At 65.9% G+C, this 15,737-nt stretch carries 20 protein-coding genes; 15 read left to right on the forward strand and 5 right to left on the reverse strand.

All coding sequences use genetic code 11. The annotated features are described in order from the left end of the window. The first annotated feature begins 19 nt into the window (after nt 1-19). The 6 genes from maiA to SPYCW_RS06250 all read left to right on the forward strand — a co-directional run bounded on the left by maiA (nt 20) and on the right by SPYCW_RS06250 (nt 5,556). Entirely contained in the window at nt 20-652 is a 633-nt protein-coding gene (gene maiA, locus SPYCW_RS06225; protein WP_120216069.1) for a maleylacetoacetate isomerase, read from the forward strand. Next, the gene (locus tag SPYCW_RS06230) at nt 649-2,715 is read left to right on the forward strand and encodes a TonB-dependent receptor (protein ID WP_120216070.1); all 2,067 of its coding nucleotides are present in this window, start codon (nt 649-651) and stop codon (nt 2,713-2,715) included. Before maiA ends, SPYCW_RS06230 begins: the two co-directional genes overlap by 4 nt. Before the next feature lie 247 nt (nt 2,716-2,962). Continuing rightward, nucleotides 2,963-3,409 (forward strand): MarR family winged helix-turn-helix transcriptional regulator, encoded by a 447-nt coding sequence (locus SPYCW_RS06235; protein ID WP_120216071.1) that lies wholly within the window; start codon nt 2,963-2,965, stop codon nt 3,407-3,409. Continuing rightward, nucleotides 3,402-3,683: an HPr-rel-A system PqqD family peptide chaperone gene (locus SPYCW_RS06240; protein ID WP_120216072.1), complete on the forward strand. Its 282-nt coding sequence runs from the start codon at nt 3,402-3,404 to the stop codon at nt 3,681-3,683. Before SPYCW_RS06235 ends, SPYCW_RS06240 begins: the two co-directional genes overlap by 8 nt. Then, entirely contained in the window at nt 3,680-4,546 is an 867-nt protein-coding gene (locus tag SPYCW_RS06245) for an HprK-related kinase A (RefSeq protein WP_120216073.1), read from the forward strand. Before SPYCW_RS06240 ends, SPYCW_RS06245 begins: the two co-directional genes overlap by 4 nt. Next, nucleotides 4,525-5,556 (forward strand): nucleotidyltransferase domain-containing protein, encoded by a 1,032-nt coding sequence (locus SPYCW_RS06250; RefSeq protein WP_232014851.1) that lies wholly within the window; start codon nt 4,525-4,527, stop codon nt 5,554-5,556. Before SPYCW_RS06245 ends, SPYCW_RS06250 begins: the two co-directional genes overlap by 22 nt. Here the strand turns inward: SPYCW_RS06250 and SPYCW_RS06255 are convergent. Next, entirely contained in the window at nt 5,553-6,221 is a 669-nt protein-coding gene (locus tag SPYCW_RS06255; protein ID WP_120216074.1) for an HAD-IA family hydrolase, read from the reverse strand. The two genes, SPYCW_RS06250 and SPYCW_RS06255, sit on opposite strands and share 4 nt — an antisense overlap. 59 nt (nt 6,222-6,280) lie before the next feature. On the opposite strand from SPYCW_RS06255, the gene glmU reads away from it, so the two are divergent. Genes glmU through SPYCW_RS06290 form a run of 7 tightly spaced genes read left to right on the forward strand, consistent with a single transcriptional unit; the run spans nt 6,281 to nt 11,526 of the window. Beyond that, the gene (gene glmU, locus SPYCW_RS06260; RefSeq protein ID WP_232014852.1) at nt 6,281-7,633 is read left to right on the forward strand and encodes a bifunctional UDP-N-acetylglucosamine diphosphorylase/glucosamine-1-phosphate N-acetyltransferase GlmU; all 1,353 of its coding nucleotides are present in this window, start codon (nt 6,281-6,283) and stop codon (nt 7,631-7,633) included. 4 nt (nt 7,634-7,637) lie between these two features. Then, nucleotides 7,638-8,180, forward strand: a complete 543-nt coding sequence (locus SPYCW_RS06265; RefSeq protein ID WP_120216076.1) for a GNAT family N-acetyltransferase — start codon at nt 7,638-7,640, stop codon at nt 8,178-8,180. Beyond that, nucleotides 8,177-8,491: a hypothetical protein gene (locus SPYCW_RS06270; protein ID WP_120218143.1), complete on the forward strand. Its 315-nt coding sequence runs from the start codon at nt 8,177-8,179 to the stop codon at nt 8,489-8,491. The genes SPYCW_RS06265 and SPYCW_RS06270 overlap by 4 nt, the downstream gene beginning before the upstream one ends. 31 nt (nt 8,492-8,522) lie before the next feature. Beyond that, a complete protein-coding gene (locus SPYCW_RS06275; protein WP_120216077.1) occupies nt 8,523-8,897 on the forward strand; it encodes a CopG family transcriptional regulator in 375 nt (124 codons plus the stop codon). Continuing rightward, nucleotides 8,894-9,274: a type II toxin-antitoxin system VapC family toxin gene (locus SPYCW_RS06280; RefSeq protein WP_120216078.1), complete on the forward strand. Its 381-nt coding sequence runs from the start codon at nt 8,894-8,896 to the stop codon at nt 9,272-9,274. Before SPYCW_RS06275 ends, SPYCW_RS06280 begins: the two co-directional genes overlap by 4 nt. An 18-nt stretch (nt 9,275-9,292) precedes the next feature. Beyond that, nucleotides 9,293-11,116 carry a glutamine--fructose-6-phosphate transaminase (isomerizing) gene (gene glmS / locus SPYCW_RS06285; RefSeq protein WP_120216079.1) on the forward strand — a complete coding sequence of 608 codons (1,824 nt, stop codon included), beginning with the start codon at nt 9,293-9,295 and terminating at the stop codon, nt 11,114-11,116. Beyond that, nucleotides 11,113-11,526: a GFA family protein gene (locus tag SPYCW_RS06290; protein WP_197715661.1), complete on the forward strand. Its 414-nt coding sequence runs from the start codon at nt 11,113-11,115 to the stop codon at nt 11,524-11,526. Before glmS ends, SPYCW_RS06290 begins: the two co-directional genes overlap by 4 nt. Nucleotides 11,527-11,534: 8 nt before the next feature. Here the strand turns inward: SPYCW_RS06290 and SPYCW_RS06295 are convergent, their stop codons facing one another. Continuing rightward, a complete protein-coding gene (locus tag SPYCW_RS06295; protein ID WP_120216080.1) occupies nt 11,535-11,723 on the reverse strand; it encodes a hypothetical protein in 189 nt (62 codons plus the stop codon). Between the two features lie 59 nt (nt 11,724-11,782). Between SPYCW_RS06295 and SPYCW_RS06300 the strand changes: the two genes are divergently transcribed. Then, nucleotides 11,783-12,448: an HAD family hydrolase gene (locus SPYCW_RS06300; RefSeq protein WP_120216081.1), complete on the forward strand. Its 666-nt coding sequence runs from the start codon at nt 11,783-11,785 to the stop codon at nt 12,446-12,448. 146 nt (nt 12,449-12,594) lie between these two features. Further along, nucleotides 12,595-13,467 (forward strand): dienelactone hydrolase family protein, encoded by an 873-nt coding sequence (locus SPYCW_RS06305; RefSeq protein WP_120216082.1) that lies wholly within the window; start codon nt 12,595-12,597, stop codon nt 13,465-13,467. A 42-nt stretch (nt 13,468-13,509) separates the two neighbouring features. Here SPYCW_RS06305 and SPYCW_RS06310 read toward each other — a convergent pair whose 3' ends face one another. The 3 genes from SPYCW_RS06310 to SPYCW_RS06320 form a co-directional block, all read right to left on the reverse strand. Further along, nucleotides 13,510-13,977: a DUF411 domain-containing protein gene (locus tag SPYCW_RS06310; protein ID WP_120218144.1), complete on the reverse strand. Its 468-nt coding sequence runs from the start codon at nt 13,975-13,977 to the stop codon at nt 13,510-13,512. 60 nt (nt 13,978-14,037) lie between these two features. Further along, entirely contained in the window at nt 14,038-15,054 is a 1,017-nt protein-coding gene (locus SPYCW_RS06315; RefSeq protein WP_120216083.1) for an aldo/keto reductase, read from the reverse strand. 67 nt (nt 15,055-15,121) lie between these two features. Beyond that, on the reverse strand, nt 15,122-15,712 hold the full coding sequence (locus SPYCW_RS06320; protein WP_120216084.1) for a LysE family translocator: 591 nt from the start codon (nt 15,710-15,712) through the stop codon (nt 15,122-15,124). Between the last annotated feature and the right edge of the window lie 25 nt (nt 15,713-15,737).

The following is a 15,737-nucleotide window of genomic DNA, read 5'->3' on the forward strand; positions in this document are numbered from 1 at the left end:
TCCAGATGGTGAATTTCGAATGCGCTCCCTCGTCCTCCACGACTATTTTCGCTCCTCGGCCAGCTTTCGCGTTCGCATTGCGCTGAACCTGAAAGGGCTCGACTATGAGCGGGTCGAGGTCAGCCTGATCGCGGGCGAGCAACGCAGCGACGCCTATCTTGAACAGAACGCGCAGGGCTTTGTCCCGATGCTCGTCGTCGATGGCGAGCCGATCATCCAGAGCATGGCGATCATCGACTGGCTCGACCGTGCCTATCCCGAACCACGGCTGATCCCCGACGAAGCGATGCCGCGCGCGGTCGCACTGGCACAGGCACAGGTAATCGCCAGCGACATCCACCCGCTGAACAATCTGCGCGTGCTCAAATATCTGACCAAGGATCTGGGTCTGAACGAGCAGACCAAGGACCGCTGGATCGCACGGTGGATCGCCGACGGGTTCGAGGCGCTCGAGGCGATGGCGGGCGACGCGCGCTATCTCGGCGGCGACACGCCGGGGATCGCCGACTGCTGCCTGGTGCCGCAGATGTACAATGCGCGGCGCTTCGAGGTGCCGCTCGACGCCTATCCGCGGCTCGTCGCGATCGACGCGGCGTGCATGGAATTGGACGCCTTCCAGAAGGCGCATCCCGACGCGGTCAAGCCCGCGTGATCCGGGCGCTGACGGGAGCCGCGCTGCTGGTCATGCCGGCGGCGGCGCTGGCGCAGCAAGTGCCGGCCGATCCGCCCACGGCCGAAGACGACGGCGGTTGTTGCAGCTTGACCTTCCCGCGCCTTTCGACCGAGGAGATCGTCGTGCGCGGCAGCGGCGTGCTCCGCCCCGCGGACAGCGACACGGTCCAGACCTCCAGCCTGATCGCCTATCCCGAACAGGGGCTCGGCGCGCGGATCGAGAACCGCCTCCGCGACGAAGCCGGCATCGTCCAGTTCCGCCGCTCCGACGGGCGCAGCGCGCATCCGACGAGCCAAGGCGTGACGCTCCGCGGACTCGGCGGCAATGCATCGAGCCGTGCGCTGGTGACGCTCGACGGCGTGCCGCAGGCCGATCCCTTCGGCGGGTGGGTCGCGTGGAGCGCCTATGACGCGATCAACCTCGGCGGCATTCTCGTCACGCGCGGCGGCGGCAGCGGGACCGACGGGCCCGGCGCGCTCGCAGGGACGATCGGGCTGCATTCGAGCATGACGCAGGGCGTCGAAGCGAGCGCAGCCCTTGGCAGCCGCGACGGCTGGGACGCGTCGCTTTCGGCAGGAACGAAGCTCGGCAATGGCCAGGTCGCGCTCGACGGCCGCTACAGCCGCGGCGACGGTTTTATTCCGGTGGCGGAGGGCCAGCGCGGTCTCGTCGACCGCGCCGCGCCTTATGAGCAGGGCGGCCTCGGCGTCCGGCTGCGCTTCGACGCGGGCGCCGACAGCCGCATCGAGGCAAGCCTGCGCGGCTTCGCCGACCGGCGCGACCGCGGTACCGATTTCACGACGAGCAAGACCGACGGCGTCGATGCCAGCCTGCGCTTCGTCCACGATCCCTTGGGCGCGACCCAATGGCTTGTGCTCGCCTATGTCCAGGTCCGCGATTTCGAGAGCGGCTTCGCCAGCGTCGCGGCGGGGCGGAACAGCGTCGCCCCCGCGCTCTTCCAGCGCGTCCCCGCCACCGGCCTCGGCGCGCGCTTCGAGCTGCGCCCCGCGATCGGCGATGCGAACCCGCTGCGTGTCGGCGCCGACTGGCGCCGCACGACCGGGCGCACCGAGGAGGATTTTTTCTTCAGCGGGACGACCCCCGGCCGCCACCGCATCGCGGGCGGCAGCAGCGACACCGTCGGCGCTTTCGCCGAATGGACATCGGGCGATGCCGAAGACGGCCTGCTCTGGACGCTGAGCGGGCGGATCGACCATTGGTGGCTGGGCGAAGGATACCGCCTCGAACGCAATATCGGCGGAACGACGATCGCCAACCTGAACTTCAACGCGCGCCAGGGCTGGGAAGGTAGCGGCCGCGCCGGCCTGCGCTGGACCTCGGACGCCTTGTCGCTCCGCGCCGCCGCCTATCGCGGCTGGCGCCTGCCGACGCTCAACGAACTCTACCGCCCCTTCCGCGTCGGCGCCGAGGTCACGACCGCGAACGAGATGCTCGAGCCCGAAAGGCTATGTGGCGGCGAGATCGGGATCGACTGGACGCGCGACGGCACCAAGCTGTCGGCAACGCTCTTCGCCAACCATCTGTCGAACGCCATCGCCAATGTGACGCTCGCGCCCAACCTCAACCAGCGGCAGAATCTCAATGCGATCGACAGCAAGGGGATCGAGTTCGCCGCCGAGCAGCGGATCGGGCTTGCCACGCTCCGCGCCACTTACGCCTTCACCGACGCCGAGGTCGATGCAGCGCGCGCCGCCTCAGCGCTCGACGGGCGCCGTCCGGCACAGATCGCCAAACATGGCGGCAGCGTCTCGCTGCGCAGCAATGCCAGCGGCCCGCTCGGCGGTTTCGCGATGCTGCGCTATATCGGCAAGCAGAATGAGGATGATCTGGGGCTGCTGGTCCTTGGCGACGCCTTGACGTTCGACGCGGGATTGTCGTGGCGGCTGGCGGATGCGATCAGCATCGAGGCGCGCGGCGAGAATCTGTTCGACGAACTCGTGCCCGCCGCGATCTCGTCTGCGGGGATCATCGAGCGCGCGACGCCACGAACCTTGTGGATCGGCGCGCGCGTGAACTTCTAGCGGGCCGCGCAAAAGTCTTCCCCCTTGATGGGGGAAGGATACGCAGCCTTATCGCGCAGCGATTAGGCGGAGTTGTATGGGGGTGAGGGTGCGTGCTTTCGCCGCCATATCAGGCCGAGAGCGCACCCCCACCGCTGCGACTAGGCCAGCAAGCTGGCAAGTCTCGCCGCCTCCCCCATAAAGGGGGAGGGGCAATGCGGCGTCATTCTGCGCTTGATGGACGGCTGTGGGTCGATAAGAACGGGGCATGGCCGCCAAGAAACTGAACCTCGACAATTTCCTGCCCTATCGCCTGTCGATCGCGTCGAATGCGCTCTCCGAACGGATCGCCGCCGAATATCAGAACCGCTTCGGGCTCAAGATTCCCGAATGGCGGTTGATGGCGGTGCTCGGCGAGGGAAAGCCCAAGACGCAGCGCGAACTGGTCGAAGCGACGCGGATGGACAAGGTGACGGTCAACCGTGCCGCAAAAGCGCTCGCCGACCGGCAGCTGATCGCGCGGCAGGCGCATGAGGTTGACGGGCGGTCGCATCATCTGGAACTCACCGCGACGGGGTGGTCGTTGTACGACGCGATCGTCCCTGCGGCGCTGGCGAGCGAGGCGCAGCTGGAATCGCGGATCAGCGCTGCCGAGCGCGAAACAATGATGGCGATCCTTGCCAAGCTGACCGCCGCCGCCGAAGATTATGCCTGATCCCGCTTATCGCGCGGCGCCGCCTGGCGCGCTGCGCGTTGAACCGCTGGGCGAGGTCACCGCAATCTTTGACCGGCGGTCGGTGCAGACGCATCTGGTCGTGTCGCCGATGCCCGAAATATTGGAAGCAATGGGTACCGGCGATTGCGATGCGGCGACGCTTGCGGCGCGCCTCGCCGCACGCTTTGACCTTGACGGCGCCGCGGACGTGGGGGCGATCCTGAACGAACGGCTGGGCGAGCTTGCCGCCATGGGGCTGGTGGAGCGCGCGTGAGGCACAGCACGCGCATCGCGGTCGGCCCCGTGCAGTTCCGGATCGGCAGCGACTGGGCGGCGCCCATTGCCGCGCTCGACCGGCTCTACGCGGACTATCCGCGTGACGAAGCACGGCCTACCGACGCCACCGTTCGGCTGTTCGCGGCGCGGCCATGGCGGCGCTGGCTGCGGCCGTCGGTGCATATCGGCGGCGACTTTGTCGTCCCCGACGCGCTGCCTTTGCCGCTGTCGATGGGGCTCCTCGCCGCCGAAATGGGGATGAACTTGCAGGTCGCGCTGGGGTGGCGGCGCCACATGCTGCTTCACGCCAGCGCGGTGGCGCACGGTGGCCGCGCGCTCATCATGTCGGGCGAATCGGGATCGGGAAAATCGACGCTCGCGGCGCTGTTGGGCGAGGGCGACTGGCTGTTGATGGGCGACGAATTTACGCTGATCGACCCGGCGAGCGGCGATGCACTGGCGTTCCCGCGCGCGGTCAGCCTGAAGAATGAAGCGATTGCGGAGGTTGCGGCGCGGGTCGATGCGGCGCGGCTCGGTCCGTTGCTGGCGGGGACGCCAAAGGGCGACATTCGCCACCTGATCCCGCGCGCGGACGCGATCGCGGCGATGCATGAGCCCGCGCGTCCGGCGTTGCTGCTGTTCCCGCGCTTTGGCGGCGCGGCGAGCATCGAGCCGATGGGAGAGGGCGAGGCGTTCGTGCGGCTGACCGAGGCGTCGACCAACTATGTCGCGCTCGGCGAGGCGGGCTTTGCCGCGCTGACGCGGCTGGTGCGCGAGACGCCGGCGTTCGGCATCTCCTATCCCGACAGCGCCGCGGGGATCGCGCTGGTCGAACAATTATGGGCGGACGCGGCCCGGTGAGCGCGGTGCGGGCCTTCGTCGACCTGCTCGCCGGTCGCCGCGATGCCGCCATGCTGGCGTCGCGCGACTGGGACGGGGTGATCGGCGTCGCGCGCAGCGAGGCGATGCTTGCGACCCTCGCGCACCGGCTGAAAGATTCCGCGCTGCCGCCGACCGTTGCGGCCCTGTTTGCTGATCAACGCGCCGCGGCGGCCGTCGCGCAGCAACAGGCGCTGTGGGAGGCGGAGATGGCGCGCCGGGCGCTGGTCCCGCTGGGGATCGAGTTCGTGCTGCTGAAGGGCGCCGCCTATGCCGCCGCCGATATGGCCTGCGCCGCCGGACGGCAGATCGGCGACCTCGACATTTTGGTGTCGGAGCCCGACATTCGCCGCGCCGAAAATGCGCTGCTCAAGGCTGGGTGGGAGTGGGTCAAGGCCGACCCCTATGACGATTTCTACTACCGCGAGCATATGCACGAGCTGCCGCCGCTGATCCACAAGGCGCGTGATCGGATGATCGATGTCCACCACACGATCCTGCCGCGCACGCACCGGATTACACCCGATGCGCTGGCGCTGATGAGCGACGCGGTGAAGCGCGCCGGTGGCTTTGCGGTGCTGAACCCCGCCGACATGGCGTGCCACTGCGCCGCGCATCTGCTCGCTGACGGCGATTTGCAGGGCGGGCTGCGCAATTTGTGGGATTTCCATCTCATGACGCGTGATTTCGCCGCCGCGGACGCGGGCTTCTGGAACAAGCTTGACGCGCGCGCGGAACTGCACGGGCTGCGCGCCGCGGTGCGGCGGGCGGCGCGGCTGGCGCGCGATTTGTACGGCAGTGTGTTGCCATCGGGCTGGGACGGGCAGGATGGGAGCGACGTCTGGTATCGCCGACGCCTGCTCGCGCGCGACGATTGGGGCCGGGTGACCCGACCGCTGCTGGAGCAAACTTTCTACATCCGCTCGCACTGGCTGCGCATGCCGCCCGCGATGCTCGCGAAGCATCTGTGGACGAAGTGGCGAAAGCGCTAGAGTCTTTCGAGCAGCGGGACCAGTTCGTCAAAATGGTCGATGACATGATCGGCGCCAAGCTCCTGTGCGGGGCGATCGAGAAAGCCGAAACTGACCGCCACACTGGTCACACCGGCGCCGTTGGCTGCCATCACGTCATAAATGCTGTCACCGACAAAGGCCGCGCGCCCGCCGCCGCAATTCTCGATCATCGCAAGGATCGGGGCGGGCGAGGGTTTGGCCTTGTCCGGCCCCAGCGTATCGCCGCCAATGATCGTCGCCATCCGCTCCGCCAGCCCAAGTGCGCCGAGCAGTTTGCGCGCCATATCCTCGCGCTTGTTCGTGACCACGGCGGTGCGGACTCCCAGCACATCGAGCCCGTCGAGCGCCGCAATCACTCCCGGGTAGGGGCGGCTGTGTAACGCGATATGTGCTTCGTAGAAGCGCAGCAATTCGCGATACAGCCGCTCGAAATCGCCGCCCGGAACACCGCCGGTCGCGGCAAAGCCCTGCTCCAGCATATGCCGCGCGCCCAGCCCGATCATCGGTCGCACCGCGGCCTCGGCCAAAGGCGCGCGCGCGGCGAGGTCCAGGGCGTGGTTGACCGCGGCGGTCAGGTCGCCCGCGGTATCGACCAGCGTTCCGTCGAGGTCGAAGCCCACGATCGCGAAAGGAAATCCGTTCATCGGTTGCGCATGGCGCGATGCTCTGGAAACCGCAATGATTTGCTGGCATGGCAGCGCGCATGAGCAATCCGATCGCCGCTATCGTCCTTGCCGCGGGCAAGGGAACCCGCATGAAATCCGACCTGCACAAGGTGCTGCACCCGATCGGGGGGCGGCCGATGCTGCTGCATCTGATGGCGAGCGTCGATGCGCTGAGCCCCGCGAAAAAAGTGGTGGTCGTCGGCGACAAGGCCGATCAGCTCGAAGCTGCGCTCGGCGGCACTGCTGATCTGACGGTACAGGATCCGCAGCTCGGCACCGGCCATGCGGTGCAGCAGGCCGAAACCGCGCTCGCAGGCTTCGACGGCGATGTCCTGATCCTCTATGGCGACGTGCCGTTCGTTCCCGCCGCGACGATGCAGACGATGATCGACCGGCTCGGTGCCGCCGATGCGCCCGCGGTCGTCGTGCTTGCCTTCGAACCTGCCGATCCGCTCCAATATGGCCGGGTCATTACCGACGGCGATCGCGTCGTCAAAATGGTCGAGCACAAGGATGCGACCGACGCAGAACGCGCCGTCAGGCTCTGCAATTCGGGGTTGATGGCGGCGAAAGCGCGCGACCTGTTCGCGCTGCTCGCGCGCGTGACCGACGACAATGCGGCAAAGGAATTTTATCTCGTCGATATCGTCAATATCGCGAACGCCGACGGGCGCTCGTGCGCGGTGGTCAAAACCGACGCCGACGATGTCGCGGGGATCAACAGCCGCGCCGAACTCGCCGCGGCAGAGGCGCAGTGGCAGGCGTTCAAGCGCGACGAGGCGATGGCGGGCGGTGCGTCGCTGCGGGCGCCCGACACGGTCTGGTTCTCGTGGGATACCGAGCTTGGCCGCGACGTGACGATCGAGCCCAACGTCTTTTTCGGCCCCGGCGTAAAGGTCGCCGACAATGTCACGATCCGCGCCAACAGCCATATCGAGGGCGCGACGATCGCCAGCGGGTGCGAAGTTGGCCCCTTTGCGCGCCTCCGCCTCGGCACCATCCTCGGCGAAAAGGCCAAGATCGGCAATTTCGTCGAAACCAAGAAGGCCGTGCTGGGCAAGGGCGCCAAGGCGAACCACCTCACTTATCTGGGCGATGTGACCGTCGGCGCGGGCGCCAATATCGGCGCCGGGACGATCACCTGCAATTATGACGGCTATTTCAAATATCAGACCGTCATCGGCGAAAATGCGTTTATCGGGTCGAACAGCGCGCTGATCGCCCCCGTTACCATCGGGCGCGACGCGATCGTCGCCGCGGGCAGCGCGGTATCTCGCGACGTTGCCGCCGGTGACCTGCGCATGGTCCGCGCCGAACAGCTGGTCAAGCCCGGCTGGGCCGACCGCTTCCACGATACGATGCGCAAGAAAAAGGCGGCGGAGAAGAAATAGACCAATGCCCGCGCCGACGCTGACAACCGCGCGCCTGGTGCTGCGCCAACTGCGCGCGGACGATGCCGCCGCGCTGTTCCCGGTGTTGTCCGATCCCGAGGTGATGACCTGGTGGTCGAGCGGTCCGCACCAGTCGCTCGCCGAGACCGCAAATTATGTGAAAGGCAATGCGGCCGAGGATGAGGGCTATCTCTGCTGGGCGATCACCGACGCGGGCGACGACACCGCGCTCGGCTGGGTAATCCTCATCGACGGCAAGCTCGACGTCAAGGAGATCGGCTATATCCTGCGCCGCGATTGCTGGGGCAGCGGCCTAGCGCGCGAAGCCGTCGCGCGGGTAATCGATTACGGGTTCGGCGACCTCAGATTGCGGCGGATCTTTGCCGATACCGATCCGGAAAACAGCGGATCGATCGCGCTGCTCGAGCGGCTGGGCTTTCAATATGAGGGACGCCTGCGCGGTGAATGGGAAACGCATATCGGGGTGCGCGATTCGCTGATCTATGGTCTGCTCCGCGACGAATGGACAATGGAGACGATGCCGTGAGCGACCGTTACACCGACAAGCCCTTCCTGCGCTTCGTCGACGCGTGGGTGCTAAAGGCGATCGGCCATCTCGACGCGGCCACCGAAACCTATTGCAAGGCGATGGTGCCGCAGCTCGAGCAAAGCTTCGGCATCACCGGCAGCTGGGAGCAGATCGTCGAGCAGCAGATGAAATTCGGTCCCGATCTGCCCGCGCAGATCCGCAAGATCTGGTCCGATGGCCAGGCGCGATTCCAAGCAGGCAACGGAATGGCGCCCGATCCGGTGCAATTTGCCATGATTTTCGTCGATCGCAACTTCAACCGCGCTTGACATGATATCATGATATGATATCAGTATATCAATGACTCGAATCCTTGCCGACCTGCCCGATGAAGAGATCAAGCGTCTCGATCGCATTGCCTATGAGCAGGGCAAAAGCCGGGCCGCGGTGCTGCGCGATGCCGTCGCGGCGTATCAGGCGCAACCGGCCTCGCATGACGGCGACTGGATCGAACGCGGTTTCGGACTCTGGTCCCGCCACGGCATTTCCATTGATCCGCGGGATTATGATCGGAAGCGCCGGGCCGAATGGACGCGGCCCTGGGATGACGATTATGAGGAAGTGCGCGCCGAATCGCCGGACATGTTCGATGCCGAGGATGATCGCCAGCGGCAAATCTATCTCGACATGATCGCCGGGAAATATCCCGACCCCAAAAGTCCGCACCCCAAGTGAGCGGCTACACCTTCGACGCGAATATCGTCATCGATGCACTCGCCGGTTATCCGCCGGCGCGGCTCGAAATTCAACGCGCGACCCGCAATGGCGTCCGGCCTTGGATCAGCCGCATGGCGTGGATCGAGGTGCTGTCCAAGGGCGACGAGCGCATGGTCAGCGAGGTGATGGCGTTTCTGGCGCATTTCGGCCTCGATGAAATCGACGACGAAATCTCGTCGCGGGCGGCGGCGCTGCGCCGCGACAGGCCGCGATTGAAGTCACCGGACGCTATCATCCTCGCCACCGCCCAGACCCGCGGGCGCGTTCTCATCACCCGCAATACAAAGGATTTCCCGGCCAACATGCCGGGCATACGTGTTCCCTATACGCTCTAAGACGAAAGCAAGACCCACATGTGCGGAATTATCGGAATCATCGGCAAGGATCAGGTCGCCGATCGGCTCGTCGACGGGCTGAAGCGGATGGAGTATCGCGGCTATGACTCGGCGGGTGTCTGCACCATCGAGGGCGGCCAGCTGATCCGCCGCCGCGCCGAGGGCAAGCTTGGCAATCTGGTGAAGGAACTGGCGGGAAACCCTGCGCCCGGTACCGTTGGCATCGCGCACACGCGCTGGGCGACGCACGGCGCGCCGACGACGAGCAACGCGCACCCCCACGCGACGGGCGAGGTCGCGCTGGTTCACAACGGCATCATCGAGAATTTCAAGCCGCTGCGCGAAGCGCTGCAGGCGCGCGGGCGGAGTTTCGAGAGCGAGACCGATACCGAGGTCGTCGCCCACCTCGTCAGCGAACAGGTCGAAGCGGGCAAGTCGCCGCAGGAAGCCGTGCAGGCGGTGCTGCCGCAGCTGCGCGGCGCCTTTGCACTCGCCATCGCCTTTCGCCAGCATCCCGACCTGCTCATCGGCGCGCGGCTCGGCTCGCCACTCGTCGTCGGCTATGGCGAGGGCGAGACTTTCCTCGGCTCCGACGCGCTCGCGCTCGCCCCGTTGACGCAGAGGATCGCTTATCTCGAGGAAGGCGACTGGGTCGTCATCACCCGCGACGGCGCGCAGATCTACGATGCTGACAATAATCCGGTGGAGCGCGAAATCACCACCAGCGGCGTCACCGCGGCGGCGGTCGAAAAGGGCAATTACCGCCACTTCATGCAGAAAGAGATTTTCGAGCAGCCGACGGTGGTCGCGCAGACGCTCTCGTCCTACATCCGCCCGCTCGAACAGACCGTCGCGCTGCCGCAGATGGACTTCGACCTCAGCGCGATCGACCGCATCACCATCGTCGCCTGCGGCACCAGCTTTTACGCCGGCATGGTCGCCAAATATTGGTTCGAAACCTTCGCCCGCGTCCCCGTCGACATCGATGTCGCGAGCGAGTTCCGCTACCGCGACCCGGTGCTGCAACCCGGCGGGCTGGCGCTGTTCATCTCGCAATCGGGCGAGACCGCCGACACGCTCGCGGCGCTGCGCCATTGCAAGGCGAACGGGCAGACGATTGCGGTTGTCGTCAACGTGCCGACCAGCAGCATGGCGCGCGAGGCCGACTTGCTGCTGCCGACCCACGCGGGGCCGGAGATCGGCGTCGCCTCGACCAAGGCCTTCACCTGCCAGCTCGCCGTCCTCGCCGCGCTCGCCGCGCACCTCGCGCTCAAGAAGGGCAAGCTCAGCGAGGCCGATGAGCGCGAGATCGTCAAACATCTGATCGAGGCGCCCGCCGCGCTCAATGCCGCACTCGCGCACGACGAGGAAATCTCGAAAATGGCGCACCTCGTCGCCCCGGCGCGCGACGTGCTCTACCTCGGCCGCGGCCCCGACTATCCGCTCGCCCTCGAAGGCGCGCTGAAGCTCAAGGAAATCAGCTATATTCACGCCGAAGGCTATGCCTCGGGCGAAATGAAGCACGGCCCGATCGCGCTGATCGACGAAGCGGTGCCGGTCATCGTCCTAGCGCCCAGCGGGCCGCTGTTCGAAAAGACCGTCAGCAACATGCAGGAAGTCATGGCGCGCGGCGGCAAGGTCGTGCTGATCAGCGACGCCGAAGGTCTCGCCGAAGCTGGCGACGGCTGCATGGCGACGATCGAAATGCCCAAGGTGCATCCGTTGATCGCGCCTTTGGTCTATGCGGTGCCGGTGCAGTTGCTGGCCTACCACGTGGCGGTGGCGAAGGGGACGGACGTTGACCAGCCGAGGAACTTGGCGAAGTCGGTGACGGTGGAGTGAGCTGGAATACCGCCTGCCACTGCGGTGCCGTCTCGGTGCGCCTCGCCAAGGCGCCCGAGGAAATCGCCGAGTGCAATTGCTCGCTGTGCTTTTCGCACGGCATCCTGTGGGCCTATTATTCGCCGCGCGATGTGGTGATTGAGGGCGCGACACGGACCTATAATCGCGCTGATCGCGCTAACCCCAATTCGGACCTGCATTTTTGCGCGACCTGCGGCTGCGTGACGCATTGGTCGGCGACCGCGGGGCTGATCGAACGCATGGGCGGCACGGTCGATATGATGGGCGTCAACATGCGGCTGTTCGATCCGGCGCAGCTCAGCGGGTTGAAGCTCAGCTTCCCCGACGGGCGCGGCTGGTCGGGCGAAGGGGCATGGGGCTTTGTTCGCGACGCGGGCGTCATGCCCTGATCGAGGGATCAGGTGGTCGCATTGGCCTGCGCGAGAATCGAGGCTGCGATTTCGTCGATGGTCCCCGCGACCAGCAGCGGCGCGCCGCCGACCATGCCGATCTGGGTCTGGCCATTTTCATAGTCGCGGAGCCAAGCGACATTTTCGGCGACGAGCAGATAATTGCCGCCGCGCGAGTTTAGGGTAATGAACTTCATCTCTGTGTCTCCTGACCCGACGGCGTCTAAGCCTCAAATGTGAAGATTGTCGCTTCCCCATGAATGTTGCCGCCATCATTTTCGATTTCGACGGTGTGATCGCCGACAGCGAGGTGCGCGCGAATATGTCGCTGTCCGAAAGCCTGACCGCGATCGGGATGCCCGCGACCTATGATGAGTGCCTCCGCGACTATTATGGCCATAACTGGCAGGAGACGCAGCGGCGGATCGAGGCGCGCTTTGGCCGTCCGCTTCCCGCCGATTTCCGCGAGACGCACCGGACCCGCGCCCGCGCGCGCTTCATGGAAGGTTTCGAAGCGGTTCCGGGCGCCGCCGAGTTTCTTGGCCGACTGGGGCCGCTGCCCGGCGCGATCGCCTCGTCGAGCCGCGCCGAATATATCGGCTGGGCGCTCGGTCTGTTCGGGCTCGATCATCATTTCGGCGGGCATGTCTACAGCGCCGACGGCTGGGATCGCGGCAAACCGCATCCCGACATCTATCTTGCCGCTGCCACAGGGCTGGGCGTCGATCCAGCGCGGTGTCTTGCGGTCGAGGATTCGCCGACCGGCGCACAGGCGGCGCTTGCGGCGGGAATGACCGTCGTCGGTTTCTGCGGCGCGGGGCATATCGTCGACCGCGCCGCGCATGGCGATATGCTGCGCGAGGTTGGCGTGCATCATGTGGCGCTGAGCTTCGACGAGATCGATTTCCTCCCTGTCGCATAGCGCCAGCAAAAAAGCGCTGTCCTACAATTGCGCGCTGGATTAGCTTTGCCTTTGGCTCGATCCCGAAAGCGGGACGAAATATGCAATCGCGAGTAAAGTTGCGCAGTTTTCCGCGACTTCTCTGCAAGCCCCCAAGGAGAGACAGCATGTGTACCGACAAGACCGAAGCCGATCTCGATCGTGCCGGGATGCCCGTCGGGCGCCGCAGCTTTGCCGCGCTGGCGGGCGTCGGCGCGCTGATCGCGGCGCTGCCCGCCCGCGCGATCGCGGGGAAGCCGGTGAAAGGGCGCGATGTCACGATCAAGACCGCCGACGGCGTGTGCGACGCCTATTTCGTCGCGCCCGCGCAGGGCAGGCACCCGGCGGTGCTGGTGTGGCCCGACATCCGCGGGCTGCGCCCGGCCTTTCGCCAGATGGCCGACCGGCTGGCGGGCGAGGGCTATGCGGTGCTGACGATCAATCCCTTTTACCGCTGGCAGAAATCGCCGGTCGTCGATGCGGCGAATGATTGGGGCAACCCTGAAGTGCGCGAAAAGCTGATGGGTTATCGCAAGCAGTTGACCCGCGCGACCGGGGAGACCGACGCGGCGGCGCTGCTGGCCTTCCTCGATGCCCAGAAGGAGGTCGATACGAGGCTGCGGATCGGCACCACCGGCTATTGCATGGGCGGCGAGATGACGATCTACACCGCCGCGCTGCGCCCCGATCGCGTCGGTGCCGCGGCGAGCTTCCACGGCGGCGGGGTCGGCACCGACAAGCCCGACAGCCCGCACCTGCTGATTCCCGGGACCAGTGCCGGCTACCTGTTCGCGATCGCCGACAATGACGACAAGGAAACCCCGAACGAGAAAGTGCTGCTGAAGGCGGTGCTCGAACCGCGCAAGCAATGGCACGAGGTCGAGGTGTATGAAGGCGCGATGCACGGCTGGTGCCCGCCCGATGGCCGCGCCTACAACGAGGCCGCAGCCGAAAAAGCGTGGGCGCGTATGCTGGAATTGTTCAAAGCAGAGCTGGCTTAGCGCGTTTGGTCCCCCGGCCTGCGCCGGGATGACGAAACCCTGTCAGTGCGCGTGGGCGCCGCCGCTCGCCGCATAGCTTGCATAGACGCGCTGTCCGGCGGGGCCGAAGGTCATCACCTTATAGGCTTCGCGCACATTGCCATGTTCCATGCCCGGCGAACCGGTCGGCATTCCGGCGACGGCAAGGCCTTTGACGCCCCTGGGCTTTTCGCGGAGCAGGCGGGCGATGTCCTTCGCGGGGACATGGCCTTCGATCACATAACCGCCGACCACGACGGTGTGGCAGCTGCGCAGCGCCTGCGGCACGCCCTGCTTGTCCTTGACCGCGTCCATGGCCTTCGAGTTGACGACCACCGCCTTCTGTCCGAACGACGCCTTCACCTGTTCGAGCCATTTGAGGCAGCAGCCGCACCCGGCGTCGCGGAACATCACCGGGTTGGCGGCATGCGCGGTGCCAACCGCAGCGGCAAATGCGGCGAGGGCGAAGAGCGGGCGGCGGGCGGGGAGCATCGGCGGATCCTTTTTCAACGGTTGGCGAGATTAGCAGTCGCGGCGCGGCGCACAAGCCGCTCAGCCCATCGGATAGAGGATGTCCTTGCTCACCTGATGCAGCGCGGTCATCACCTCGTCGTTCAGCACCAGATCCATCGCGTCGAGGATCGGCTGGACCTGCTCATAGGTGCTGACCCCGACGATCGTCGAGGCGACGAAATCATGCTGTTTCGACCAGGCGGTCGCCATCGTCACCGGATGCAGCCCCGCTTCGGCGGCGATCGCCAGATAACGCTCGGTCGCCGCGAGGCTCTTTTCGTTCACGAAGCGCTTGCCCATCGCAGCCTGCCGCCCCTCCATCGCGAGGTAGCGCGAGAAGCGCGCGCCCTCGGGCGTCGCGCCGCCCTGATATTTGCCCGACAGCACCCCGCCGGCGAGCGGCGAATAGGGGATCAGGCTGACGCCTTCCTGCCGACAAACCTGTTTCAGCTCGTCTTCGAAGCGCCGGTTGTTGAGGCTGAAATTGTTCTGGATCGTCTGATAGCGCGCGGCACCGAGCCGTTCCGATGCGGCAAGCGATTTCATCAGCCCCCAACTCGTCTCGTTCGAGCAGCCGAGGATGCGGACCTTGCCGACGCGGACGAGTTCGTCGAGCGCATCCATGATTTCGTCATAGGGCGCGTCATGGTCGGGCCAGTGCGTCTGGTAAAGGTCGACATAGTCGGTCTGGAGCCGCGTCAGGCTGTCGTCGATGGCTTGGCAGATGTTCTTGCGGTCGAGCGCGGTCATGCCGCTGCGGCACGGCGACTTGAACCAGACATGGCTGGGCCCCGACACCTTGGTCGCCATGATGATCGCGTCGCGCGGCTTGGTCTTCATCCAGCGCCCGACGATTTCCTCGGTGCGGCCGACCCATTTGACATCAGGCGGCACCGGATAGCCTTCGGCGGTGTCGAAGAAGTTGATCCCCGCATCGAAGCAGCGATCGAGCACCCGGAAAGCCGTCGCCTCGTCGGTCTGGCTACCGAAGGTCATCGTCCCCATGCAGATGTCGGAGACGTGGATGGCGCTTTTTCCAAGGCGGCGGCTTTGCATGGCTCTTTCTCCGGTCAGGGGAGGGGAGTGCGATGCATAGGTTGCGGATCGCAACCTGGCAATTGCATCAAATGAGCAGCGCGAGCGATCCGACGAGCAACGCCGCCATCGTCCAGTTGAAGGCCTTCAATCGCGCCGGGCTCGACAGCCAGCCGCGCAGCGATACGCCCATCACCGCCCACAGGCTGGTCGACGGCAGGTTGATGAGGCCAAAGATCACGGCGACGAGCAGGACCGCGACGAAATTGCGATCGGGCGCGTAGAGCGCGATCGCGGTGAGCGCCATCGACCATGCCTTGGGGTTCACCCACTGGAACAGCATCGCCTGCACGAACGTCATGGGTTTACCGCGTGCAGTCCCGCCGGTGTCGGGCGCGCCGGCGTTGGCGATCTTCCAGGCGAGCCACAAGAGATAGGCAACGCTCACCACCTTGAGCACGATGTTGAGCACCGGGAGCAGGTCGAACAGCCCCATCAAGCCGACGCCGACGAGGATGATCATTACCGTGAAGCCGATTCCGACCCCCAGCGCGTGCGGTATTGTGCGGCGCAGGCCGAAATTGGCGCCCGACGCCATCAGCATCATATTGTTCGGCCCCGGCGTGATCGACGAGACGAGAGCGAAGGCGGAGAGCGCTGCGAGGGTGGCCTGGGTCATCCGCGCAATATATTCTGCAATTCGA

Origin of the sequence: Sphingopyxis sp. EG6, assembly GCF_003609815.1 — a bacterium.
Classification (GTDB): Bacteria; Pseudomonadota; Alphaproteobacteria; order Sphingomonadales; family Sphingomonadaceae; genus Sphingopyxis.